The organism is Gardnerella vaginalis ATCC 14018 = JCM 11026, assembly GCF_001042655.1.
Taxonomy (GTDB): Bacteria; Actinomycetota; Actinomycetes; order Actinomycetales; family Bifidobacteriaceae; genus Bifidobacterium; species Bifidobacterium vaginale.
Window position 1 is genome coordinate 700326 of the sequence record NZ_AP012332.1, and the last position, 25273, is coordinate 725598.

Below are 25273 nucleotides of genomic sequence, written 5' to 3' on the forward strand. Positions count from 1 at the left end.
CATTTGAGAATATTTCGGGTATAGTAGTTACTCGTGCTTCGGCGCTGGCAGTTGTCAGTGTGAGAGCATTGCGGACATAGCTTAGTTGGTAAAGCGCAACCTTGCCAAGGTTGAGACCGCGGGTTCGAGTCCCGTTGTCCGCTCTAGGTCCGGTGAGTTATTCGACCTTACGGTGGGTTAGCCAAGCGGTTAGGCAGCGGCCTGCAAAGCCGTATAGATGAGTTCGACTCTCGTACCCACCTCGATTAAGCGGGTTAGCTTAATAAACAACCTGGGCGGTTGGCGCAGTGGTAGCGCACTTCCCTGACACGGAAGGGGTCACAAGTTCGAACCTTGTATCGCCCACTCGAAAGGATTGCCTTTCACGCATAATTAAAAAAATTTTGGGTGATTGGCGCAGCGGCTAGCGCACTTCCTTCACACGGAAGGGGTCATAGGTTCGATTCCTATATCACCCACAATATTGTTCAGTTTCGCGGTATGATATACCGCATTTTTTGTATCTACTGGTATGTCTCGGTATTAGTCAGCATTTTGTTAATACATTTTTCGCGTATAGGTTGATTTAAGAATAAGCGTAGCGTCAAAATTAAACACTATTTTTGAGTTATGCACAAAAATAGTATTGGATAATGTAACGGTGCTGAATAGTGTAATTCCCAAAATCTCGCAGTTATGCTGCTCGGTTATGCTGCTCAGTTCTACTATTTAGCTCTACTTATTACTTGATATCCGTGTTTAATTAACACAGATTCGAGTTGAGAAAGATACGCAATTGCTGCAGGAGAAAGATTCGTGCGCTCATTCTTAATCCACCCAACAAGCATGGTTTCTTCGCAATCCAGCGGAATAGTCACGATTTTCTCGTTATTCAAGTCGCCATTGTCGATTCCAGTGCAAATAGTAAAACCATTAAGGCCAATAATAAAGTTCAAAATGGTTGCGCGGTCTGTAACATTAATCTTTTTAGGTGGATGTTGAGGCCATACCGCTTCCTCTGTAAAGAAGAAGCTACCATCCTCACCCTGCTCATACTGAATAAACGGATATGGTCGCAAATCCTCCAAAGTGAGTTTTTTATGACCCGCAAGTGGATTGTTTCTAGAAATAAACACATGCAATTTAGCGCGGAAAAGTGGATGGAATTCAAGATGCTTTTCTCGAAGCATCTTTCCAATAACGTCTTTGTTGTAGTCGGAAAGATAAAGCAAACCAAGGTCTGCGCGCATTGAAGTCACTTGATTAATAATATTTTTTGTACGAGTCTCCCTTAGTGAAAACTCGTACTCGTTAGAATCAATGCTGCGAATCATGTCTACAAAAGCTTCAACAGCAAACATGTAGTGCTGAGTTGCAACGCTGCAAAGCTGTTTTCTAGGCTTAGTGCTGTTGTATCGCTCTTCAAGCAAATCTGCCTGGTCTAAAACTTGTCGTGCGTATGTTAAAAACTCAGCTCCGTCAACAGTTAATGCAATTCCTTGAGAAGACCTTGTAAAAATCTCAATGCCAAGCTCTCGTTCCAATTCTTTTACGGAAGAGCTTAACGCTGGCTGTGAAACATAAAGTTCATGCGAAGCTTCGTTCATAGATCCACACTCTACGATTTTCACAATGTACTTTAATTGCAGCAGCGTCATTATTAAGAGCCTTCCGATTTTGGGATTTATACTTGACTATTTCCAACTATTACAACTATAACAACTATAAACTAACGCCTATAATCTTGCGATTAACGCCTATAATCTAACGCCTAGCGATGCTAAATCTTTGCGAGCTTGTTCGGTAGTAGTAAAAACAAACCCATGCATTCCAACGTTATGCGCGCCATCAATATTTACTGGCTTATCGTCGAAGAAAACAGTTGTTTGCGGTTTCAATCCAAATCTGCTCATAGCAAGTTCAAAAATCTCGGGCTGTGGCTTATGCAATTTTTCAACGCCAGAAATAATCGTACCTTGTAAAAGCGTGTTCAATTCTGGGAATTTACGCAATGCGAGTGGGAAAGTTTCTTTAGACCAGTTAGTCAATCCCCAAACTCCGTAGCCAGCTTTGCGTAAATCGTGCAATAAATCAACCATTCCAGGCATCATTTGCGTAAGAACTTGGTCATAGTGTGCGCAATACCATTGAAAAGCGTTACTAAGCTCCTTGCCAAAGCGCCTTTCATATTCTGGCAAAAGGTCTTTTAGTAGTTCGCCGCCGTCCATGCGGTCTTCAAACTCATAGAATCCAGCCAAATCGTCTTTTCCAAAAGTACCATTAGGGCAAATCGTGTCTACTAAATCCGGGAACTGTTTTTGTAAACAATTCCTGCAATTCCACTCGAGTAAGACCTTACAATAATCAAACATTACGTCGTGAATTTCAACAGATTCTACATTTTCATTTGTGTTGATATTTGTGTTGATATTTGTGTTTTTCATTTTTTCTTCTTTCACTAATTAAGATTCATTAAAAGACCAATAATGTAAGGCAGCGCATTAATAATATCGCTTGCTACAATTGGGTGATCTGAAGTTGAAGCATCATTTGATTCCACTATGTCTTGCGCCAATTGAGTGTAATTGTTTTCGCTGTTGATTTTAGATGCTAATGATGCTGAAATTCCGTGGATTACAGCTGCGCTCGCTGCAATAAAAGCATAGTTTTCGTTTTCTGCGTAATTCGCGTAGTTTTCTGCATAATTTTCTGCACAATTTTTATTATTTTCTTTTCTTTCGCGTTGCGCTAATAATGCTCCTAGAATTCCTGCCAGTACATCTCCTGAACCTGCGGTTGCGAGCCAAGATGGAGCGCATTTTGCAATATAAATGGGAGAGTGTAGTTCTGATGGTGATGCAACTGCTGTTGTTGCGCCTTTAACTAGCACAGTTGCTCCAGTAAGATCGGCTGCTTTTTGAGCGTAGTGTGTTGGATTGCTAGATATTTGCTGTGCGCTTATATTCAAGTCGTATCTAGTAAAAAGTGAGCTTAATTCTCCTGTGTGTGGAGTGAGAACCACTTTTGTGCAAACATGTTTTGGCAGTAAATCTAACGCTCCAGCATCTACGCATAGTGGTGGAAGATTATCTTTTTGACTTATTGATTGTTCTTTCGAATTATTATTTTCTTTCGCATATTGCGCAAGAATGCTCGCAATGTATTTTCTTTGATTTGCGCTAGCTTCAGTATTGCAATGATCCGCATCTGGTATTCCAGATCCAACTGTTATAGCGTCGATTTTTCCAGTCAATTGTTCCGAGGCTACTACTTCTGGAGATGTTTGTAATACTAAGTTTTGTGCGCGAAGAGGACCGGCATAACGAACCATTCCAATATTTGCGTGTGACGCAGCACTCGCGCTTAATATTGCAGCTCCAGGATACTCATTAGAACCCGTTACTAATCCCAGAACCCCACGCGAGTATTTATTGTAAAAAGGCTTAGGCTTTTTTAGACATTTGCTTACATCTTTTGCTTCTATGTTTAGAAGTTCACTCATGCTTACGATTGTAGTGAATATCTGGGATTGTTATTTGTGGGATTGTTATTTGTGGTTTTGTTATTTGTCACATTGCATTCGCTATATACACCATTTATTTATATAACGCAAGAAAAATCGCAATTATATCAGACAAAAAATTTGCGACACGCCACTTTTGAAAAAATATAATAAATTTTCAAAATTTCATTGACCATCCATCATATTTTTTCTATGCTTTTAAACGTTATTGCTAACGATAATCTTTCCTAATTAAAAATAATGGAGAAAGTGAAAACGCTTTTTAAACAGATTACAAGACTTGCAATAATGTGAATTCATAGATTCCGGAAAGGAAAATAGTGAAAACTGCACGAATTTTTGCCACCGCAGCCACCGCCGCTTTGCTAACTGTTGGCTTGTGCGCATGTGGATCAACAGCTAAGACAGCAGATCAAAAGACTAACGGTAATCAAGTAAACGTAGTTGCAACCACCACTCAAATCTGCGATTATGTAACTCAAATCGCATCCACTGCAGATGCAAAATCTGGATTAAGCCTTAATAAAACCGATTCTCAAGGCAAAAAGTCTGTGATTGGCGCGCCTCAAGACAAAGCAAAGTCAACAATCAACCTTACATGCTTACTCGCGCCAAACGCGTCTGCACACGAGCATGAGATGACTCCAGCGCAATCCAAAGCGCTTTCTAAAGCAGATTTAATGCTTGTTTCTGGAGTAGATCTTGAGCACTTCTTAGATCAGGCTGTAAAAGCTACTGGATTTAAGGGCACGATGGGAGTAACTTCGGGCATTCTTACCGCAGACGAAATCAAGGATTCAAAGGCAGAAGCTGCTAAAGAAAAGAATCTTCCTTACAAGATTGACCGCGGTGTTGAAAAGGTTCATGCTGAAAAATGGCCATTCCCACCAGAAGAAGGCGAGAAAGAGCCAGAATTCCAGTATGATCCACATATTTGGACTAGCACCAAGAATACTATGATTCAAGTCAAGAATATTGGTAACTTCCTTGGCAAAGCTCTTCCAGAAAGTAAGTCAATCTTCGATGAGCATGTTGAAAAGTTCGTTAAGTCTCTTACTGATTTGGACTCTTGGGCTACTGAAGCTTTGAACAGCGTGCCGCAGGAACATCGCGTTCTGTTTACTTCGCACGACGCATTCGGATACTTCTCACGCGACTACAATGTTAAGTTTATTGGCGCAGCTCTTTCTGACTTCAACAGTCAGCAGGATGCAACTGCAGACCATATTAAGGAGGCTGCAGAAGCTGTTAAAAAGTCTGGTGCCGTAGCAATCTTTGCCGAAAATTCCAACAATTCAAAGTCTATTAAGGCTGTGGCTGCTGCTGCAGGCGTAAAGGCGATTATTGGCGACGATGCGCTTTATGGCGATTCCCTTGGGCCTGTTGGCTCTGCTGGCGAGACCTATATTGGTTCCATTGTCCACAATGTTCAGACTCTTGTTAAGGCTTGGGATGGCAAAGTTCCAGACCTTCCAGAATCTGTAAAAACTGCTTTGAAAAAGTAGTTAATAGGTGGCTATATAAGTAGCTGAAAATAATAAATCACTACAAAAGTAGTTACAAGAAGGTTAATTTATAGTGAATAAGAGCGTCCTAGCAATGAAAGATTGCGACCTAGCATACGGTTATAAAACTGTTGTGACTGGGCTTAACGGAAGTGTAGAAGCTGGAGAGGCTTTAGCTTTAATAGGACCTAATGGTTCTGGAAAAACAACGTTTTTGCAGGCGATTATTGGTATTGTGCGAGTAAGCCATGGAAGCTTAACAATGCCAAAAACGGTTTCTATAGGCTACGTTCCTCAACAAGTTGATTTGGATTTGACTTTTCCAATCACCGCTCGTCAGGTTGTAGCAATGGGCTTAAGCAGGCAAACTGGATTCCTTGGTTTGCTTAAAAAAAGCCAGAAAAAATCTGTTGAGGACGCTCTTAATCATGTTGGTTTGCTAAATAGAGCAGATGTGCGATTTGGTGATCTTTCTGGAGGTCAGCGCCAGCGAATATTGCTTGCTAGAGCTATTGTTGCGCGCCCTACGTTAATTCTTTTAGACGAGCCTTTTAACGGATTAGACGAGCCGAATCGAAAAGAACTGCTCAATATTATGAAGTCCGCAAAAGAAGATGGGATTTCGTTTGTTGTCTCTACTCACGACTTGGTAATCGCGGACGCGATTTGCGAAAAAGCCTTGCTTTTGGCTGGTCGTCAAGTAGCTTTTGGGCCTCTTAGAAAAGTCATGACTAAAGAAAACATATCTTTGGCTTATGGTGGAAGTATGCCAGCTGCAAGTGCGGGTATTACTTTGAATCAATTAGCAAACAAAGATGATTCGTTAAATGCGGCGAGTGTCACAAGCACTTTTAGTGATTCAAGTATTTCGGGCACTGCTTTAGGAGACGAATCCAATGCTAGCTGAATTGGTTGAGTCTTTGCGCAAAATCCTCGAGCCTATACCAGGATTTGACTTTATTGCATCCGCTCCATACATTTTCAGACCTTTCTGTCTTCTTATTGTTCTTGCGATTGCTAGCGGAATAGTTGGCGTGTTTGTTAACTTAAGATGCGCCGAGTTTAATGCGGAGGCTTTGGTTCACGGGATTTTTCCTGGAATCGTAGTCGGAGCGTTATATGGTGGAATTGGGCAAATTATTCCAGGAGCTTCGATTTGCGCAATTTTTCTGGTTGCCGCTCTTGTGTGGGCATCTAGGTCTCAAAAAATCAACGAGTCAATAATTGCAACAGTTTTAACAACATTTTTTGCGCTTGGAATCGTAATATCTCTTAAAAAGGGAGATATGTCTGGACAGCTTGAAGCACTTATGTTTGGACGTTTGCTAGATGTTACAGATGATAGAATGACTCAAGCAATGCTTATTTGTTTATTTGCAATCGCATTACTTGTTCTAACTTGGAAGAAGCAAATTGTTGTTGCGTTTGACCGCGCTAGTGCTCCTTTAATGGGTGTTAATACTTTACTTGTAGATATTGTGCTAAACGTTGCAATTGCGTCTGTTGTAGTTTCTGCATCTTCGGCTGTTGGCGTACTTCTTGTTATTGGATACCTTGTTATTCCTGGAGCTAGCGCAAGATTGGTTTCTCGCACTGTTGGGCGTATGGCGTTTGTTGGCGTTGCGGTTGGTATTTTTGGCGTTTTATTAGGCATGTACGCTATGAACTTGGAACTTGATCATCCAGTTTCTCCGCAAGCTGCAGTGGCGCTAAGTATTTGCGCAATGTTCGTAGTCGTTTTGATTTTAAGATTCTTATACAGAGTTACATACGCACTAGTGTTTTCTAAAAAGTTTTCTAAAAAGAAAAAGTCTAGCGCAATAGATGGTGGTGGAAAGTAATAATGGTAAGTATTTGGCAAATTATTGCTCTTCCGATTGTAGAGGCAATTGCTGTTGGAGCATTATGCGGTTTTGTTGGATCCTTGGCTTTGCTTAATCAGCGTATTTTCTTCACCGAGTCTATAACTCACGCTGCTTTTCCAGGAGCTGTTATTGGAGTTGTAGTTACATCTGTTTATACGATTGACCAAAACGTTTTGTCTATTGGTCTTTTTATTGGCGCTGCTTTGGCTTGTATTGTTTTGTCTTTTATGATGCATGTGCTTTCTAAACTAAAGGGCATATCTTCTCAAGCATCTGCTGGAATAACTCTTACTGTTGGTTTTGCAAGCGGCTACTTTTTAAACAAGTGGTTTGCTCCTCTTCCATTGCGAATTGAGGGTTTTTTAACAGGATCTTTGCTTAATTGCACTCCTGCAGACGTGATTTTTGCGATTATTGCATTCGCTCTTGCACTAGGATTGTGGAGTTTTAATAGTGCTAATTTGATTCACTGCTCTTTTGACTCCACTAATTACAAAGCTTTAGGAGGCAGAAGCGGATTAATGCAAGGAATTGTTCTTGCGCTAATAATCATTACAGTTTCGGTAATTATTCCAGCTGTTGGAACTGTTGTTTCGGTATCTTTAATCGCAGCTCCTGCAGCAGCACTAAAGAGCAGAATGCGTTCCATTAACAAATTTGTGTTTGCGTGCGTATTGTCTTCTATTTTTATAGCGCTTTTAGGACTTGCCTTAGCTGTGATTTTAAGACTTTCTGCTGGCGGAACTATCGCGATTTGCGCTGGATGCTTCTATTTAGTTGTAAAGCTTAGTGAAAGTATCTTTTTGAAAATACATGAGATTTATTCTGGTTTTTGCAAAAAATCATTGTTAAAAAGTCGCTCTGTTGTTCTAGAGTAACATAGAATTGCACGTGAAAAATGCGTGCGATTGACGTCGTTTTTTGCGCGTTTTATTTATGTTTTAATCGCGTAAGTTTATCGACGCCACACAAGTCCAGGTCTGCACATTAGTAACGCAAGACCCCGATAGAAAAGGACAATTATGGCTGAAAATACCATCTCCATCACAGTAAACAATGAGCGCAAGGAGGTGGATGCAAGCTTCACTGGCGTTGAACTTTTCGCGGAAGATAAGAATATTATTGCCGTGCGTTTAAATGGCGAGTTGCGTGATTTGTACACGTCTCTTCATAACGGCGATACCGTGGAATCAGTAGCACTTGATAGTGAAGATGGCATCGCAATCATGCGTCATTCCGCTACACACGTGATGGCTCAAGCTGTTCAAGAAATTCGACCAGACGCAAAGTTGGGCGTAGGTCCTGTAATTAAAGACGGCTTCTACTACGATTTCGATGTTGATACTCCATTTACGCCAGACGATTTGAAGCAAATCGAAAAGCATATGCAGCGCATTATTAAAGAGTCTCAAAGCTTCCGCCGCCGCGTTGTAACAGAGGATGAAGCGCGCGAAGAAGAAGCAAATCAACCTTATAAGTTGGAGTTGATTGGAGATAAGGAAGCGGCTCTTGATCCGGCTGCTGCTGGCGAAATCAGCAAGCATGAGCTTAGCATGTATGACAATTTGGATCGCGAAGGCAATAAAGTTTGGAGCGATTTGTGCCGCGGACCTCATTTGCCAAATACGCGCTATATTAAGGCTTTTAAGCTTGAGCGTGTGGCTGCAGCTTACTGGCGCGGTTCGGAGCATAACCCTATGCTTCAGCGCATTTATGGCACTGCTTGGCCTAGCAAGGAAGAGCTTAAAGCTTATACAACTCGCATGGAAGAAGCTGCTAAGCGCGATCATCGTAAGCTTGGCCAAGAAATGGATTTGTTCTCATTCCCAGACGAGATTGGTCCAGGCTTAGCAGTGTTCCATCCAAAGGGTGCTGCAATCATTAACGCAATGGAAGATTATTCGCGCGAACAGCACAGAAAGCATCACTACAGCTTCGTACAAACTCCGCATATTACTAAGGGCGGCTTGTATGAGACTTCCGGCCATTTGCAGTGGTACAAGGATGGCATGTATCCTCCAATGAAGCTTGACGAAGAGCGCGACGAAAACGGTAACGTAACTCGTCAAGGTGCTGACTACTACTTGAAGCCAATGAATTGCCCAATGCATAACTTGATATTCAAGTCTCGTCAGCGTTCGTACCGCGAGCTTCCTTTGCGATTGTTTGAGTTTGGTACTGTGTATCGCTACGAAAAGTCTGGCGTTGTTCATGGCTTAACTCGCGTTCGCGGATTGACTCAGGATGATTCGCATATTTACTGCACTCGCGAGCAGATGCGCGATGAGTTAAAGAGCTTGCTTAACTTTGTGCTTGGTCTTCTTAAAGACTTCGGTTTGAACGACTTCTATTTGGAGCTTTCCACTAAGGATGAGCACAAGTTCGTTGGTTCCGACGAGATTTGGGAAGAAGCAACTAACACTTTGGCAGAGGTTGCTAAAGAGTCTGGTTTGGAACTCGTGGACGATCCAGGTGGAGCTGCATTCTACGGCCCGAAGATTTCTGTGCAAGCTCGCGATGCAATCGGCCGCACTTGGCAGGTTTCTACTATTCAGCTTGACTTCAATTTGCCTGAGCGCTTTAAGTTGGAGTATATTGCAGCTGATGGTAGCCACCAGCGCCCAGTTATGATTCACCGCGCACTCTTCGGCTCTATTGAGCGTTTCTTCGCGATTTTGCTTGAGCATTATGCCGGCGCGTTCCCAGCATGGTTGGCTCCTGTTCAGGTGACTGGCGTTCCTGTTGCAGACGAGTTTGCTCCGCACTTGCAAAAGTTTATTAGCGATTTGGAAGAGAATATGGTTCGTTGCGAAATGGACAGCTCCGACGATCGCTTTGGCAAGAAGATTCGTAACGCTTCTAAGTCTAAGGTGCCTTTCACTTTGATTGCTGGCGAAGAGGATGTGAACAACAATGCTGTGAGCTTCCGCTTCCGCGATGGTAGCCAATTGAATGGTGTTCCAGTTGAGCAAGCTAAAGAGTGGATTTTGTCCATTATTAAGCAGCGCGTTCAAGTGAATACTGCAGAAGATTTTGAGCGCTACACAAAGTAGCATTCGCGATGCAACTTACGTAGCATAAATCAACGTAAGTCAATACAAAACAAACCCGCACTTCTTAACGTTGTGCGGGTTTATTCCTTTTATTCTTGATTTATTACGAGTGACTTAGTTACTTAAGCAGCGCACGAATTGCTTCGATTTGCTCGCTATTAACTTGACTTGCAGGCTCGCGAACAAGCGTGCTAATCGGCAATCCCTTAAGATTTACAGCAGCTTTAATAGCAGAAATAAACAAGTCGGTAGTGTTGTAAACTGCCATCAAATGGCTGATTCTTTTAGCACATTCAATAAGATGTGCAAAATCGCCAGCCTCATACGCCTTATGCAAAGATGCAAAAGTTTCTGGCTCTACATTTGTAAGACCACAAATCACGCCGTTTCCTCCAGCAATCCTGTTAGGAGTGTAATACTCATCAAAGCCAGAGAAAACAACGAAATCTGGGTTTACGCGTCTAGTGGCTTCAATCATTGCGCGAGTATGGCTTATAGTATCTACCGTATCTTTAATACCAACAATATTCGGGTATTTTTCAGCAAGACTTGCAACTAAGCTTGGTGTTAAATCGCTGCCAGTTCGAGCAGGGAAGTTGTATAGAATAACGGGCAAGCTAGTTGCGTTAGCTATTGCGCCAAAGTATCGTTCGGCAGTTGGTGCAGTTGGTCCAAAGTAGTATGGAGATACAGCTACAACAGCGTCTGCTCCGCAACTTTCCGCAAACTTAGTAAAGTCAAGTACTTCGTTAAGATTTGTGTTTCCAACGCCTATAAGAACTGGAACTCTGTGATTAACATGTTCAATAGCAAACTTAGCAGCTTCCTTTTTTATGCTAAGTGGATATGCGTAGAATTCGCCGATGCTGCCAAAAATCAATATGCCATTAATCCCAGCATCAATCAGATGGTCTAAGTGCTTTGCCCATAAGTTGTAGTCAATGCTTCCGTCATCTTTGCTTACAGTTATTGATGGGCAGAAAACGCCCTTAAAAGCATGCAAATCAAGCTTTGCGATACTAGAAGTAATCATAAAATTCGTCCTTTTATTAATTATTTTGTGTATTGAATTATGGGGTATAAGACTTTAACTGGCAAAATCTTACACCCCATAAGCAATGATTATTCAAATCGATTATTCAAATAACTTAATTAATTACAGTTTAATACCATACGCCTTCTTTGCATTATTCATAAAGAAATCTTCGTCGTCGCCGAAAAGCTCAACCATTAAGTCAAGATGCTGCTTAAGTGAAGAATTCAACTTAACAACTGGCCAATTGGAGCTAAAGAGTAGGCGATCAGGGCTAAAGGTGTCTTTTACAAACTTAACAATATCTGGATTTACTGGATTATCTCCCGAAATCTTAATATAGCTGTGTGGAAGCTTTGCAAACGCACGCAAAGCATTGCAAGAATCGTCGTCTAATCCTGGAACATTGCCCAAATGGTTTAGAACAACAGTAACTTCTGGAACTTGCTCAAAAGCTTTAGCCATATCTCCAAGTTCTTCGCCACGATTGCAAAGCTCGAAAGGCATGCCCTTCTTCGCCATTGCCTTAAGACCACCAATAAACGAAGGCTCTAGGCAACGTCCGCGTGGCTCGCTTGGAATATGAAGAGGCTCGCGAATACCGGTTGCGTGAATTGGAACGCGCATAAACGGATCCAACGTGACTCTAAGCATTTTAGCTAGAATTTTAGGATTAGGATTTTCGCCAATAAGCCTATCTTCTAGCTCGTGGTCTGCAGCATCAACCTCAACGTATACGCCGCCGAGGAAGTCAACTCCTAAATCTGCATACTCTTTTTCTAGCTGCTCTAGAGTAAAAGTGTGGTTTAACTTGTCTAAGCCATCAAGCCAAGGCAAGACTTGCTTTGTTGGATCCCAAATATGAAAATGTGAATCCAAAATACGAAGTTGAGACATAATAAATTTTCCTTTCTAAAGACTTTCAAATAAAAACTTTGTAAAGACTTTGTAGTTATTCGCGAATTATTTAGCTTCTACAAGACCAATCTTTGAGCCCCAAAGAGCGTACCAAGCAACATACAAGAATCCTGGAACTGTGAGCAATACGGCGGCTTCGATTCCAGCAAAATCTTGTACCAAACCGAAAACTAACGGAATGATTGCAGCGCCAACAATGCTCATAACGAGTGCAGAAGAACCAGTCTTTGCTGCTGCTCCATGAATTCCCTTAAGAGTAAGAGAGAAGATTGTTGGGAAGCCAATGGAGATAAACAAGTACGCTACAATGTAGGCGATTACAGAAATCTGACCAAGTCCAAGGAATGCAACAAACATAAGCACTGCGCTTAAAGTCATGTACAATCCAAGAATCTTGCCACCATCAAACTTTGCCATCAAAGGAGTTGTAACAAAGCGGCCGATTGTAAACATTAAGGAAACGATTGCAAGCATAGAAGCAGCAACACCAGTGGTGATTCCAGTACCCCAATGCTTTAGAGCAAAGTCGGAGAACATTGCCATTCCAGCAACTTGAAGTCCAATAAAGATGAATTCTGCAATAATTCCAAGAGTAAAGTATGGCTTGCTCATAAGATGAATGAAGGAAGAATCACCCTTGCTTTCCTGGTCTGCCTCAACGTCTCCTGGAGGAGTAGGGAGTTTAAAGCAGAAGAAGATTGCAATAATCGCAATAAGAACAATGCCAATAACAATGTAAATCAAGCGAGTATCGCCAAGGAACTTTAGCTTAGCAACGTCGAAGCCTGGCTCGTTCTTAGCAACAGTTTTGCCTAAAATTTGACCAAGAATAAGAGGTCCAACAATGTTTCCAACTCCGTTGAAGCTCTGTGCCATGTTGATTCTAAAGGATTCGCCCTTCTCATCGCCAAGCTTAGTAATGTAAGGGTTGCAATTCGTTTCCAAAGTTGCTGCGCCCAACGCTATAACAAACATTGCAACTAGGAACATTGCGTAGCTTGCGGTAGCTGTTGCAGGGATTACCGCAAATGCGCCAAGAGCAAAGAGTGCGAGGCCACTAATAACGCCGCCCTTGTATCCAAAACGCTTTGCGATTAAGCCTGCAGGAATTGCCATAACGAAGTATGCGCCAAAATATGCTACCTGCAGCAATGCTTTTTGAGTATTATTCAGTTCAAGATAATTGCCAAATGGTGAATTCAGTGCATTGACCAAATTCATGGTCAAGCCCCATACAAAGAACAAAGATGTTACCAATACGATGGCAATCATAGCTTTTGAGCCATTTTTACTATTCTTAACGACGGCATTGTCGTTTTCTTTTGTAGTCATCGTCACTCCTGTGTGAGAATAATTCTAAAAGTTTAAGATTTTAAGTTCTTAAATGATTTTGTGCAATGGTGCGCAAACACACATTCGCATTGCGCACCATTTACTAGCTAAACTGCATTAATCTTAAATTTGCATTTGTGATTTAAGACAAAGCGCGATCAAGATGCACGTAGCCTCCATCAACGAATACCCACTGACCAGTGGTGTGCGAAGAGCGATCCGAAAGCAGGAATGCAGCTTCGTTTCCAATCTCTTCCGTAGTAGTCATGCGGTTTTCCAGAGGAATCTTGTCTGTAATAACCTTCAAGCGAGCTTGCTGAGCAGCTTCGTCACCAAATGTCTTAATCCAATCTGCATACAGTGGAGTCCAGCATTCCGAAACAACAATCGCGTTTACGCGCACGCAATCATGGACAAGAGCTGCAGCCCATTCGCGAGTCAAGCCTAAGATTCCGCCCTTTGCAGCAGCATAAGCGCTAGTCTTGCCCTGGCCAGTTAGAGCAGTCTTAGAAGAAATGTTCACAACAGCTCCGTGGCTTTCCTTCAAGTACTTTACAGCAGCATGAACAGTTTCGTAGTAGTGAGTGAGGTTTCCGTGAATCGACTTCTCGAAGTCGCGCCAAGAAGTGGATTCCAAATCCTTGTTGTCGTTAACGCCAGCGTTATTTACAATGCCGTCAATATGACCATACTTCTTATAGGTTTCTTCAATAATTGGTGCAATCTCGTCCGTGTCGTTCAAGTCGAGAAGATAAACATCGTAGTTCTTTGTGTATTGCTCAATATCTTTGCGGAATGTTTCTTCTGCAGCATCTGCGCGGTTAATAACTACTGGAATTGCGCCTTCTCGAGCAAGTTGAAGCGTAATGCCTTTACCAATTCCCTTGAATCCACCTGTTACAATGAAAACTTTGCCTTCCAAATGCAAATCCATAATGAACTCCTTTGTTAAATGATGTGGTTTGCTTTTAGTTAATTTTTAAATTATAAAATTCTATGATTTGTTATTGTTACAAGTGGCTAATCGTTAATCACTATGCGATTAGCCACTTATTTTTTATTATTTTTAGCCGCGATAAAGGTACTTTTCGGCTGTTTCCAGCGTCATCTCAGTGCCATTACCTGGGGCGGTTGGCGCAACGTAATTGCCATTCTTGATTTGTGTTGGATGTACAAAGTGCTCGTGCTGATTGTCTACGTATTCAATCATGCGACCTTCCTTTGTTCCAGAAACTGCAACATAATCAAACATTGCAAAGTGGCATACGGCTTCGCACAATCCAACTCCGCCTGCGTGTGGGCAAACTGGCTTGTTAAACTTACGAGCAAGCAAGTATTCGAGAACAACTTCTTGTGGACCTGCAACTCGAGTTGCGTCGATTTGCATTATTCCAAATGCGTTTGCCTGCAAGTATTGCTTAAACATGATTCTGCTTTGCATTTGCTCGCCAGTTGCAACTGGTATTGGGTTGATTGCGCGAGCGATTGTTGCGTGTCCAATAACGTCGTCTGGGCTTGTTGGCTCTTCTACCCAAGCTAAGTCGAAGTCGTGGAAGCGATTAATCCAAGTAATTGCTGTTGGAACATCCCACACTTGGTTTGCGTCTACTGCAAGTCGAACATTTGGGCCGATTGCTTCGCGAGCGAGTGCGAGTCTTCTTAAATCGTCGTCTACATTTTGACCAACCTTAAGCTTAATTTGCTTAAAGCCTTTAATTTGCGATTCTTCCTTAGCGATTGCAACCATCTTTTCGTCGCTGTAACCGAGCCAGCCTGCGGCAGTGGAGTATCCTGGGTAGCCGTTTACAAGCAAGTCTGCAATTCGCTCTTCCTTGCCTTTTTGGCCATCTTGCAAGAATTCGATTGCTTCTTCTGGCCTTAAAGCGTCTGTCATGTAGCGGAAGTCGAGCGTAGAGACTAATTCCTTTGGATCCATCTCGGCAAGCAAGCGCCACAATGGCTTTCCAGCTCTCTTTGCTTTAATATCCCACAATGCGCTCAAAATCGCGCCAATTGCCATGTGCTCTACGCCTTTTTCAGGACCTAGCCAGCGAAGTTGTGAGTCGTGAACAAAAAGATCCCATGCAAGTCGCATGTTGTCTAGTAATTCTTCTACGTTTCTGCCAATAAGCACTTGAGACATGGAGTCGATTGCTGCGCAAACAACATCGTTGCCGCGGCCAATCGTAAATACAAATCCAACACCTTTAATGCCATCGTCTAGGCTGGTTTTGATTTCTACGTATGCGGATGAATAATCTGGATCTTTGTTCATTGCGTCGGATCCAGAAAGCGTTTGCGACGTAGGGAATCTAAAATCATAGGTTTTTACTGATGTAATTGTACTCATAACGATTCGTGCTCCTTTGCTTTAAGATCGTTGTGACCTACTCCTATATTTTATAACAAAATAATAGAAAAATGTTCTAATTGTTAGGAAATTTTCGTAAATAATTTTTTGCGAATTTTTCCTAATCTCACGTTTTGTGATAAATGTCATATTTCGGATTTTAAGAATATTGAAAAATTGAGCTTTTATCTTTTATAACTGTTAAAAAATGAATACTTTTGGCATCGATGTTATCTGTTAAATTCTGATTATTCGGCGTGTCATAAGAAAATTTCGCGACTTTGCATAGTCTGTAGCGAAATAACATATGATATTATTTCTATTAGGCTTGATATGTTAGGCAATAATGCGGTTTTTCTATTTTTTGAATTTTCGCATTGCTGAGAATTAATGCAAAATTAAGTAAGAAATTTTCTCTGAATTTGTTTGCGACTTAAGAAAATTTTGCGACTTATAAGCATATGAGCATAGGAATATAGGAATTAGGAGAGTGCATATGCCAACTCGTAGTCACGCAACTAGCATTGCTGAAAATGAATCTTCAAAACCTCGCATAACGGAGTTGGCTAAAAAGGCGGGGGTATCGCCTTCTACAATTTCAAAGGTTATTAACGGTAGAACTGGCGTTTCAGATGAGACTCGCAAAAAAGTAGAAGAAGTTCTTTTAAAAAGTGGGCGCGAGTATTCGCTTGTAAGCACTAAGGTATCTCCGACAATTGAATTATTAGTAGATTATGTGGCAAATAATGGCACGATTGAGATGATTACTTACGCATCTCGTTGGGCGCAAAGAGAAGGATTAGCTCTTACAGTCGCTCAAACCGATAATGGTAAGAAACGTGATGAATGTTTGCGTGGAATTGTAGATAGAAATCCTCTTGGTGTTATATCTCAAATGTCTGATCTTACGCAGAAAGATAAGGAATTTTTGCGTATGCGAAATATTCCGTTGATTATAATTGATCCCGTGTCTCTTTCTAATGGGGAAGATCACACGATTTCAATCGATAATTGGACAGGAGCTTATGAGCTTACAAAACATCTGATTAATCTGGGGCATAAGAGAATAGGCGTTATAACTGGTCCTCTTAATGTTCAATCTGGTGTAGCCCGATTTGCTGGCTATAACGCTGCAATGGAGCAGTCTGGCTTGACGATTGATAAAGATTTGGTTAAAGAGGGGGATTATCTTCCTGAACGTGGCTATGAAATGGCTTGTAAGATTTTGGATTTGCCTGAAGAAAAGCGTCCTACTGCTATTTTCGCTTGCAACGATATTACAGCTGTAAATGTGTATCGCGCTGCTCGCGAGCGCGGTATGAAGTTAGGATCTGAGCTTTCTGTAGCTGGGTTTGATGACGTGTATCCTGCACAGTATTTGATGCCATCTTTAACAACTGTTAATCAGCCTTTTGATTCAATAGCAAAGAATGCTATTAGAATGATTCTTGAGATTAGGGAAGGTAAGGAGATTGAGAATCAACTGGTTCTTCCTGCGCATATTGTTATTCGAGAAAGTACTCAGACTGTTGTCGATTGATAGAAGAGTTATTAGATATAGAATTTGACTTATGATTTATGGCTTATGACATAAATCAAATAAATGTGGACGCAGCCTAAATCAAGATAAGTTGCGTCCACAAATATTGCGTATTTATTTATTATTTGATTATTTCAGAAGACTACATCAAACTTGTGTAAATCTTGCGAATGTCTTCCAAAGTGGCCTTGCGTGGGTTTCCTGGAGTGCAAACATCTGCCAAAGCGTCGTGGCTTAAGCCTTCAATATCTGCCTCACTAGCTCCAACCTCGCTAATCTTAGTAGGATTTCCAAGCTTAACAGTTAAGTCGTGAACTGCCTTTACAGCAGCATTGCGCACGGTTTCGAGGTCATCTGTGTATGCGTTTGGAACGTCGAATGCTGCAGCAATATCGCGATACTTTTCGCCAGTGTAATCCTTGTTGTATTCCATAACAGGAGCGAGCAAAATTCCGTTTGCAACGCCATGAGCAACGCCAAGGCGACCGCCGAGTGGGTGAGCCATGCCGTGAACTAAGCCCAAACCAACGTTGGAGTATGCCATGCCAGTTATATAGCTTGCGTAAGCCATTTGTTCGCCTGCTGGAACGTCTCCATCTGCGCTCTTTGCAAGGTTTTGTGCAATCATGCGAATTGTTTGCAAAGACAGGCAATCCGAAAGGCTCCATGCGCCTGGTGTAATGAAACCTTCGATTGCGTGGGTGAGCGCGTCCAAACCAGTTGCAACTTTAAGCGAGCGTGGCATGGAATCGGTTAAGTCTGGGTCTACGAATGCAACGATTGGAATATCGTGAGGGTCTACTGCAACGAATTTACGAAGCTTTGCAGTATCGGTAACAACATAGTTGATTGTTGTTTCGGATGCGGTTCCTGCGGTTGTTGGCACGCCAAAGATTGGAACAGAAGGATTCTTTGTATCTGCAACGCCTTCAAGAGAAAGAACGTCGCCAAACTCTGGGTTTGCTACAATAATTCCAATGCCTTTGCATGTATCTTGTGGAGAGCCGCCGCCGAGTCCAATAAGGAAGTCTGCTCCAGATACCTTGAACTTTTCTACACCGTCTTGAATGCATTCAACAGGTGGATTTGGCTTTACATTGTCGAATACTTCGTATGGAAGACCAGCTGATTCTAGAACGTCTGTAACTTTTTTAACGGTTCCAGTTTTTACAAGAACAGGATCTGTTACTACAAATGCTTTTTTAAAGCCGTGTGCTTTAGCAACGTTTGGAATCTCTTTGATTGCTCCGCGACCGAAGTAAGCAGTCTGATTGAAAATCATTCTATAAACCATGCGAAAATCTCCTTTGAGTTTCATATTGGCATACGCCAAATTTTTGGTAGTCGATTAATATTTTACAATATTGCATGACATTTGGCGAGTGTATTAAATAAGCTTTTTATTACTAAACTTAACAAATAAGCAATTAAAATGAACATAAAGTAACTAATTTTATGCATTTTTATTTATTTTAGATATAAATAAGCACATTTATAAAAATTCGAGCACATGATTTGTAATGCTTATTTTGAAGGAAAAATATTAATCATGTTAAGAAAAATTCTTTAATTGATGGTGTTGTAGTTGCCAAATTGACTTATTTTGCATTAACTAATCGCTTGAAATGCAAATTTGAGCTTGTAGCATTAACAATCTTATGCAAGCTTCTCATACTAAAGTATGACGATTTTATATAAGAGCATTTTTATATCAAAATTTAATATCAAAATTCCTATTATTTCAATGAGAATATCAGCCTTACGCACTATAGAGAATGCGTTTTTAATCCCGTAAATTGTAATTGTAAGGTAATTCCAATACTTGTAAGGAACTGCAAAAGTAAGCGAGGTGCAAAATGAGTGTTGAAAATAGTCAAGATACGCGTTTTACGCAAATGAATTATTCCGCTCAAGAAGGTTTGATTGGCGAGACTGCGGTTGCAGCTTTGCATGTTGTTAAAGATTTTGGCAAGGGTGCAGGCATTGTTCACGCTTTGCGAGATGTAAGCGTTAGTTTCGAGCGCGGCAAGTTTACTGCGATTATGGGTCCTTCGGGTTCTGGAAAGTCAACTTTAATGCATTCTTTGGCTGGTCTTGACAGCGTTAATTCTGGAAAAGTTTTGGTTGACGGCCTAGATATTACAGGCATGAGTGATAAGCAGCTTACGCTTATGCGCCGCGAGATGGTTGGTTTTATTTTCCAAAGTTTTAATCTTCTTCCAATGTTTAGCGCTGAGCAAAATATTCTTATGCCTCTTACTTTGGCAGGCAAAAAGCCAGATAAGCAATGGTTTAATACTTTGGTTAATACTCTTGGCTTGCAAGATCGTTTAAAGCATCGGCCTGCTGAGCTTTCTGGTGGTCAGCGTCAACGCGTTGCAATTGCTCGAGCTTTAATCTCTAAGCCTTCCGTAGTTTTTGCAGACGAGCCTACTGGCAATCTCGACTCTGCTTCCAGCTTGGAAGTTTTGCATTTCTTGAAGAAGTCTGTAACGGAGCTTGGTCAAACTGTGATTATGGTTACTCACGACGCTGTTGCAGCGTCTTACGCGGATCGAGCAATCGTGTTTGCAGATGGTCAAATCGTTGAAGACGTGCAAAATCCTACTGCAGAAGGAATGAGCAAGATGCTTATGGAGCGTAGCGAGGCTGGCGTTAATAATCAGCCTGCTCAATTGCAATAAAAGGTGGTGAACTTAGAATGTGGAAAATCGCACTAAAACTTATGCGTAAAAGCGTGCGCATGCTAATCGCCTCTGGAATTGCAATTCTTATAGGCAGCATGTTTATGAGCGCTACTTTGCTTTTTGCAAACAGCGTTGATGACTTGATGGTTCGAAACGCAACAAATGAATTCGGTAGCGCAAATTATGCAATCTCATTTAGAAATCCTAACAGTTCTCCGAGTAGTGAAATTCATTATAAAGATCTTCATTTAGACGAAATATCGAAGATGCCTGGTGTTAACGGTATTCGTAGTGACGATGCTACTGCGCTTGTAAGAGTAGAAAAAGGTGATAAATCAGTTACGAGTATTGCTTGGTCTAATGGTTTGTATGGAAATCTTCCTGTGTATAAATCAACAGAAGGTAGAGATCCGCAAGAAATAGGCGAAATCACGCTTATTAAAAGTATTGCTAAATCAATACATGCAAATATTGGCGATACTATAACTTTGGTTAAAGTAGATGACACTGGCGGAGATAAAGAAAAATCGTACGATGTTCGTGTGGTTGGTCTTGTTGACGATGGAGAACATTCTCAAATACCATTTTCAAATCGCGGCACGTATCTTGGTGGCATAACGAACGATTTTTGTGCAAAACTCGAAAATATTGAGAATTTTGACAATCAAGTTGTGCAAAGCAAAGTGTACATGAGTATTGATGAATCTAAAATAAACGATTTATCTCCTAAGATTAACGCTTTGCTTCCTTCGAGATTCTCTCTTATGTCTAGGCACGAAGTTGGTGTGAGATCTGTTCGAAATGTGTCTAACGGCACTAATTTTGTGACTATGTTTTTGCTATCTTTTGGTATTCTAGCGTTGCTTATTTCTTCGCTTGTTATAGCAAACACATTCCAAGTGCTGGTTGCTCAACGCAGACGAACTCTTGCGCTTTTGCGCGTAATTGGCGCACAATCTCACCAGCTTTATGCTGCAGTTTTGCTTGAAGCTGCAATACTTGGAGTTATTTCCGCGGCTGTTGGTGTGCTTTGCGCAATCGGATTTATGGGCGCAATTAGTAACGTGAATATTAATTCTGGACCGTTATCTAAGATTCCTTTGATTGTTTCACTTCCGGCAATTGTGTGGCCAATAGCAATTGGCACGATTGTAACAGTTCTTGCGTCTATGAGTGCTGCGCGATCTGCTACAAAAGTAACGCCTATGGAAGCGCTACGACCAATGGATTTGATTAAAGATAAGCGTGCAAGCATTATTCGCGCTGTTTTTGGCGTTCTGTTTATTGTTGTAGGTATTTTAGCTACTGCTTTAAGTGCTACTTCTTTAGCGAGTATGATTGCTGGGAAGTCACCTAATGCTGGTTCTGACTCTTGGATGACTTTGCTTGGAGCAATGTTTGGTTGTGCGCTTGTTTTCATCGGAATTATTATTACAGCAACATTCTGGATGCCGTTCGCTATGAAGGCAACTGGCGCAATCATGGCACTTTGTGGGCCTGCTTCTAAAGTTGCCAACGCAAACGTGCAACGAAACCCTAGAAGAGTTGCAGCAACTGGAACGGCTTTGCTTATTGGCGTAACGCTTGTTTCTACAGTAGTAACGGGCGCAATATGTGGTAAAGCAACTCTTAAAGGTGTTGTTGATGACCGTTACAGTGTTGACATTATTATTCAAGGCAAGAATGTTGATGAATCTCTAGCTGCCGATATTTCAAAGATTAGTGGAATAAAGCATACTGAGTTGCTTCCTGCAGTTCCTATGACTTTTAAGAACGCTAAGGGCAAAACTGAGTATGCTATGGCAGCTGGAGTTGATAATGTAAATCAACTTAAAAATGTAATGCACACTGACCTTGATGGCGTTAATATAAACAAAGATTCTATACTTTTGCCTAAGTTTAATGAAGAAGGTGGAGAACCTTTTGAGCTTAAAAAAGGAAACCTTGATCTGCAAGCTTACGTAGAAAAGTACAGTTCTGGTGAAACAGACAGTGATAATATTACGCCATTTACTGGCACGAATACAGACTCTAGTAATAACGATAAGAGCATTACTGTAAAGCAAGTTCAGTTTAAGAAGTATAGAAATGTTAATATATATTCAAGGAATACTGCTTTTGTTAGCAAATCTTACTTCAATAACTACCTTAAGCCTACAACGCATATTCTGCTCATTTCGGTAGATTCTAGCAAAGCTAATCTTGTAGATATTGTTAAAAATATTAGAAATATTACATCTAGCTATGCGGAGGTTATGGCTGCTGGAAGCGTGTTTGAGCGAGCGCAGTGGGAGAGTGCTATCGACGTAATGATGATGTTGCTTGTTGGCTTAATAGCAGTAGCTGTTGTGATTGCTTTAATAGGCGTTGCAAACACATTAAGCTTGTCTGTTATTGAGAGAACCAAAGAATCTGCAACTTTGCGCGCAATAGGCATGACAAGAGGCCAGGTTAGAAGATCTCTTGCGTTGGAAGCAACGTTGATTTCCTTAACAAGCACCGTTTCTGGCTTGATTGTTGGAACAGTGTTTGGGTGGATTGGATCCTACATGGTGTTTAGCGTAATTGGCAAAGTTCCGTTTGTAGTTGATTGGGCTATTTACGCGGTTCTTGCTCTAATCGCTTTGCTTGCAGCGCTTCTTTCTAGCGTTCTTCCGGCTCGTAGAGCAGTGAAGTCTTCGCCAGTAGTTGCGCTCGCAGAAGAATAAACTATATGTTGTTATAACATATATTAAGTTAATTATAAAAACAGAAATAATGCTGGTGTAGTTGTGCATCAGCATTATTTTTTTCTACATAACGTGCGACACGCAGAAAAAATAATGTGATGTACATCAAAAAAATAAATAAATTTTATGCATAAAATACAATTGTTTAGATATTATTAATATGGATTTATATTTTTATCGGGAAAATCGAAAAAATTAAGTATTAAATATTTGTTATAACAAGTTAATCGAAAAATTTTTCGATTATTTGACGTTGGAATCTTATTTATTTCTCTGTTATGCTCTTTGGTTGACTGCTGACATAAGCATAAATTAAATATGAGGCCGCTACGAGCAAGGAGTAGAAGAATATGGTAACGGTCAATAAAAAATCTGCCGCAGTGATTGCAGGAATCGTGTTGTTATTAATGCAAAGCCCAATGCCAGCGTGGGCACAAGAAGCTGTAAGTGGATCAGAACCAAATAATGTTGTCGATGCTTCTGATAACAAATTCGGTAAATTAGAAGATTTAGATTTGGGTGCTAAAGATCCAGAGACACAAGATGAATTACTTTCTAGTCGTAAAAGTGCAAAAAATAATTTAAAGATTTATGAAAACAAGTTAAAAGAATTAGAAATAAAAGTTAAGACTTTAAATGAACTTGTAAAAAAAGAATTGGAAGATAGTAATAATAAAACTGATAAAATTGAAGAATTAGAACGCAGAATGGAATCTGCTTCTGAATCTGATTTTGATCGTCTTAATGGAGAGAAAATCAAGCTAGATGAAGATAGAAAAAATATAGAAAACAATCTTAGAGACAATACTAAAAAGTTGAATTCTGCTGAAGAGGATTTGAGAAAATATAATATATATTCACAAAATGCAAGGCAACAAGTAGCAGAATATGAACGAAAACTTAAGGATAATTTTGGTGTAGATATCAATGATCTTAATAAGGAAGAAAATAAGGTTCAAGAAGAAACAATGAAGCCGGATTCTCCTACACCAGCTCCACGTACAGAGTCAGATACTACAGTTGATACGCCAAATGACTCTACTAAGTCGAAGAAAGAAGTTGAGAAGTCCATTCCAGAAGTAAAATCTCCAGATACTAAAGTTATTGAAGAAAAAGCTGCACAAGAAAAAGATTCTGTGCAGACTCAGCCGAAGGATTCTAAAGTTGATTCGCGGTCTTCAGATAATAAATTTGCATCTTCTGAATATAGATCTTCGCAAGTAGAATCATTAGAATCTAAGAAATCTAAAGCGAAGAGTGTTGAAGTTGAATCGACTACTTCTTCATCTGTAGCAGCACGCCCAGCAGAATCCTCTGTAACACCATTTGCTCCAGTTTCTGAATCAAAGGTTATCCCACAGAATGCTACATCCAAGGAAATTCCTGCGGCTTCTGTTGGAAACTCACAAAATGCATCTGCTGTTTCTCCTGCGTCAGATGTTTCTGCTGCTTCCGCAAATGTGAGCACTACTGCATCAGTTGCAGCGCAGACAGCATCGCCAGTATCTCATCCAGCAGAATCCGAAGCAAATAACGCTTCTAGTAGCGAAAAAAGCGATTCTCAAAATACTGAAGAAGATAAAAAAGATGAAAATACGGAAAATGAAGAGGTAAAAGAAGATTCCAAAGCTGTTGAAGAAGCCGATAAGTTATCTGAAGCTAAAAGCGATAACGCAAAAGCACCATCGAACAACAATAATCTTGTAGTTGCTGGCGCTGTTGTAGGAACAATGGCAATAGGTGGTTCTGCAGCTGCAGGTATTTATATGAGTCGCGGTGGCAAAATTCGCTTTTCTAAATAAAACTTAGGATTGCTGATAATCAAATACAGATAGCTAAAATAGCTTAATGCGAATATAAATAGCACAAATAATATAAAAAATTAAAATGCGGTTGCAATTCGATCGTTCAATGAAGAATAGATTAATTTTGCAGCCGCATTATTTTATAGAAAAGATTTATTGTTTATAAGAACAGCCGCATTATTTTTTATTTTTATAAGAATAATTAAACAAGACCATTTTCGTAAGCGAACACAACAGCTTGAACTCTGTCTCTTGCGTCGATTTTTCCCAAAATATGAGCAACATGCGTTTTAACTGTTGGCAAGCTAATAAACAGTTTATCAGCAATCTCTTGGTTAGACAGTCCGTGAGCAATTTCAATGAGTACTTCGCGCTCGCGATCTGTTAAATCATTTAAGTAAGAATTGTAAGCGTTTGCGTTTTGTTTGCTTCTAGACGCATTTTCTGTATTTTCTTCTTCCGATGCAATACTTTCGTTGCTCGGCTTAGAAATCATCGACTCAATTAAGCGCTTTGTAGCAGTTGGAGCAATAATTGCGTTTCCTTGATACACAGTTCGTATTGAATTAAGCAATGTTTCTGGCTCTGTATCTTTAAGCAAGAATCCAGATGCGCCCGTATGAATTGCAGCCATAACGTATTCGTCTAAATCAAAAGTTGTTAAAATAATAATGTGCGTGTTGCTATTAGCATCTTCTTGCAAAATTTTGCGAGTTGCTTCCAAGCCGTCCATGTTAGGCATGCGCACGTCCATCAAAATAACGTCTGGATTTTCCTTTGACGCAACTTCTACAATTTCATTGCCATTTGAAGCTTGCGCAACAACTTGCATGTCTTTTTGCGAGTTGATTACCATAGCAAATCCTGCGCGCACAAGCTCCTGATCGTCTGCTATTGCTACGCGAATTACTTCATTGTTTTCCATATGTTCCATAGTATCAACTTACTGTTGCT

At 40.7% G+C, this 25273-nt stretch carries 19 protein-coding genes and 4 tRNA genes; 13 read left to right on the plus strand and 10 right to left on the minus strand.

Features of this window, described 5'->3' with window-relative positions; translation table 11 throughout:
• The first annotated feature begins 70 nt into the window (after nt 1-70).
• The 4 genes from GAVG_RS02635 (at nt 71) to GAVG_RS02650 (ending at nt 458) form a co-directional block, all read left to right on the plus strand.
• Nucleotides 71-143 (plus strand) — tRNA-Gly (locus GAVG_RS02635).
• Between the two features lie 28 nt (nt 144-171).
• Nucleotides 172-242: transfer RNA gene (locus GAVG_RS02640), tRNA-Cys, on the plus strand.
• Nucleotides 243-273: 31 nt separating this feature from the next.
• Nucleotides 274-345: transfer RNA gene (locus tag GAVG_RS02645), tRNA-Val, on the plus strand.
• A gap of 40 nt (nt 346-385) precedes the next feature.
• Nucleotides 386-458: transfer RNA gene (locus GAVG_RS02650), tRNA-Val, on the plus strand.
• 246 nt (nt 459-704) lie between these two features.
• On the opposite strand, the gene GAVG_RS02655 is transcribed toward GAVG_RS02650, so the two are convergent.
• From GAVG_RS02655 to GAVG_RS02665, 3 genes are all read right to left on the minus strand, one after another.
• Nucleotides 705-1637, minus strand: coding sequence for a LysR family transcriptional regulator (locus tag GAVG_RS02655; RefSeq protein ID WP_004115343.1), 933 nt, complete (start codon nt 1635-1637; stop codon nt 705-707).
• A gap of 99 nt (nt 1638-1736) precedes the next feature.
• Nucleotides 1737-2423 (minus strand): HAD family hydrolase, encoded by a 687-nt coding sequence (locus GAVG_RS02660; RefSeq protein ID WP_004111901.1) that lies wholly within the window; start codon nt 2421-2423, stop codon nt 1737-1739.
• Between the two features lie 14 nt (nt 2424-2437).
• On the minus strand, nt 2438-3481 hold the full coding sequence (locus tag GAVG_RS02665; RefSeq protein ID WP_009993726.1) for an ADP-dependent NAD(P)H-hydrate dehydratase: 1044 nt from the start codon (nt 3479-3481) through the stop codon (nt 2438-2440).
• A 341-nt stretch (nt 3482-3822) separates the two neighbouring features.
• On the opposite strand from GAVG_RS02665, the gene GAVG_RS02670 reads away from it, so the two are divergent.
• From GAVG_RS02670 to thrS, 5 genes are all read left to right on the plus strand, one after another.
• Nucleotides 3823-5007, plus strand: coding sequence for a metal ABC transporter solute-binding protein, Zn/Mn family (locus GAVG_RS02670; protein WP_004115334.1), 1185 nt, complete (start codon nt 3823-3825; stop codon nt 5005-5007).
• A 94-nt stretch (nt 5008-5101) separates the two neighbouring features.
• Complete coding sequence (locus GAVG_RS02675; protein ID WP_013399558.1) at nt 5102-5914, plus strand: metal ABC transporter ATP-binding protein; 813 nt, start codon at nt 5102-5104, stop codon at nt 5912-5914.
• Nucleotides 5904-6848, plus strand: a complete 945-nt coding sequence (locus GAVG_RS02680; protein ID WP_004111894.1) for a metal ABC transporter permease — start codon at nt 5904-5906, stop codon at nt 6846-6848. Before GAVG_RS02675 ends, GAVG_RS02680 begins: the two co-directional genes overlap by 11 nt.
• A gap of 2 nt (nt 6849-6850) precedes the next feature.
• On the plus strand, nt 6851-7750 hold the full coding sequence (locus GAVG_RS02685) for a metal ABC transporter permease (RefSeq protein ID WP_004111893.1): 900 nt from the start codon (nt 6851-6853) through the stop codon (nt 7748-7750).
• Nucleotides 7751-7894: 144 nt separating this feature from the next.
• Nucleotides 7895-9925: a threonine--tRNA ligase gene (thrS, locus tag GAVG_RS02690; protein ID WP_004115326.1), complete on the plus strand. Its 2031-nt coding sequence runs from the start codon at nt 7895-7897 to the stop codon at nt 9923-9925.
• A 118-nt stretch (nt 9926-10043) separates the two neighbouring features.
• Here thrS and GAVG_RS02695 read toward each other — a convergent pair whose 3' ends face one another.
• The 5 genes from GAVG_RS02695 to GAVG_RS02715 form a co-directional block, all read right to left on the minus strand.
• Entirely contained in the window at nt 10044-10958 is a 915-nt protein-coding gene (locus GAVG_RS02695) for a dihydrodipicolinate synthase family protein (RefSeq protein WP_004117946.1), read from the minus strand.
• 123 nt (nt 10959-11081) lie between these two features.
• Nucleotides 11082-11855, minus strand: coding sequence for an amidohydrolase family protein (locus GAVG_RS02700; protein ID WP_004111888.1), 774 nt, complete (start codon nt 11853-11855; stop codon nt 11082-11084).
• A 66-nt stretch (nt 11856-11921) separates the two neighbouring features.
• On the minus strand, nt 11922-13208 hold the full coding sequence (locus GAVG_RS02705; RefSeq protein WP_004111886.1) for an MFS transporter: 1287 nt from the start codon (nt 13206-13208) through the stop codon (nt 11922-11924).
• A 142-nt stretch (nt 13209-13350) separates the two neighbouring features.
• Complete coding sequence (locus tag GAVG_RS02710) at nt 13351-14142, minus strand: SDR family oxidoreductase (protein WP_004111884.1); 792 nt, start codon at nt 14140-14142, stop codon at nt 13351-13353.
• 132 nt (nt 14143-14274) lie between these two features.
• A complete protein-coding gene (locus tag GAVG_RS02715; RefSeq protein WP_013399559.1) occupies nt 14275-15558 on the minus strand; it encodes an enolase C-terminal domain-like protein in 1284 nt (427 codons plus the stop codon).
• 496 nt (nt 15559-16054) lie between these two features.
• Here GAVG_RS02715 and GAVG_RS02720 point away from each other — a divergent pair, with 496 nt between their 5' ends.
• On the plus strand, nt 16055-17098 hold the full coding sequence (locus GAVG_RS02720; RefSeq protein WP_004111881.1) for a LacI family DNA-binding transcriptional regulator: 1044 nt from the start codon (nt 16055-16057) through the stop codon (nt 17096-17098).
• Nucleotides 17099-17240: 142 nt separating this feature from the next.
• Here the strand turns inward: GAVG_RS02720 and fucO are convergent, their stop codons facing one another.
• Nucleotides 17241-18392 (minus strand): lactaldehyde reductase, encoded by a 1152-nt coding sequence (fucO, locus tag GAVG_RS02725; RefSeq protein ID WP_004111880.1) that lies wholly within the window; start codon nt 18390-18392, stop codon nt 17241-17243.
• A 562-nt stretch (nt 18393-18954) separates the two neighbouring features.
• On the opposite strand from fucO, the gene GAVG_RS02730 reads away from it, so the two are divergent.
• The 3 genes from GAVG_RS02730 (at nt 18955) to GAVG_RS02740 (ending at nt 24316) form a co-directional block, all read left to right on the plus strand.
• Nucleotides 18955-19782: an ABC transporter ATP-binding protein gene (locus GAVG_RS02730; protein WP_004111879.1), complete on the plus strand. Its 828-nt coding sequence runs from the start codon at nt 18955-18957 to the stop codon at nt 19780-19782.
• A gap of 17 nt (nt 19783-19799) precedes the next feature.
• Nucleotides 19800-22493, plus strand: a complete 2694-nt coding sequence (locus GAVG_RS02735) for an ABC transporter permease (RefSeq protein WP_009994141.1) — start codon at nt 19800-19802, stop codon at nt 22491-22493.
• Nucleotides 22494-22864: 371 nt separating this feature from the next.
• Entirely contained in the window at nt 22865-24316 is a 1452-nt protein-coding gene (locus GAVG_RS02740; protein ID WP_004111876.1) for a DNA topoisomerase 2-like domain-containing protein, read from the plus strand.
• 205 nt (nt 24317-24521) lie between these two features.
• Here the strand turns inward: GAVG_RS02740 and GAVG_RS02745 are convergent, their stop codons facing one another.
• Complete coding sequence (locus tag GAVG_RS02745) at nt 24522-25253, minus strand: response regulator (protein WP_013399561.1); 732 nt, start codon at nt 25251-25253, stop codon at nt 24522-24524.
• Between the last annotated feature and the right edge of the window lie 20 nt (nt 25254-25273).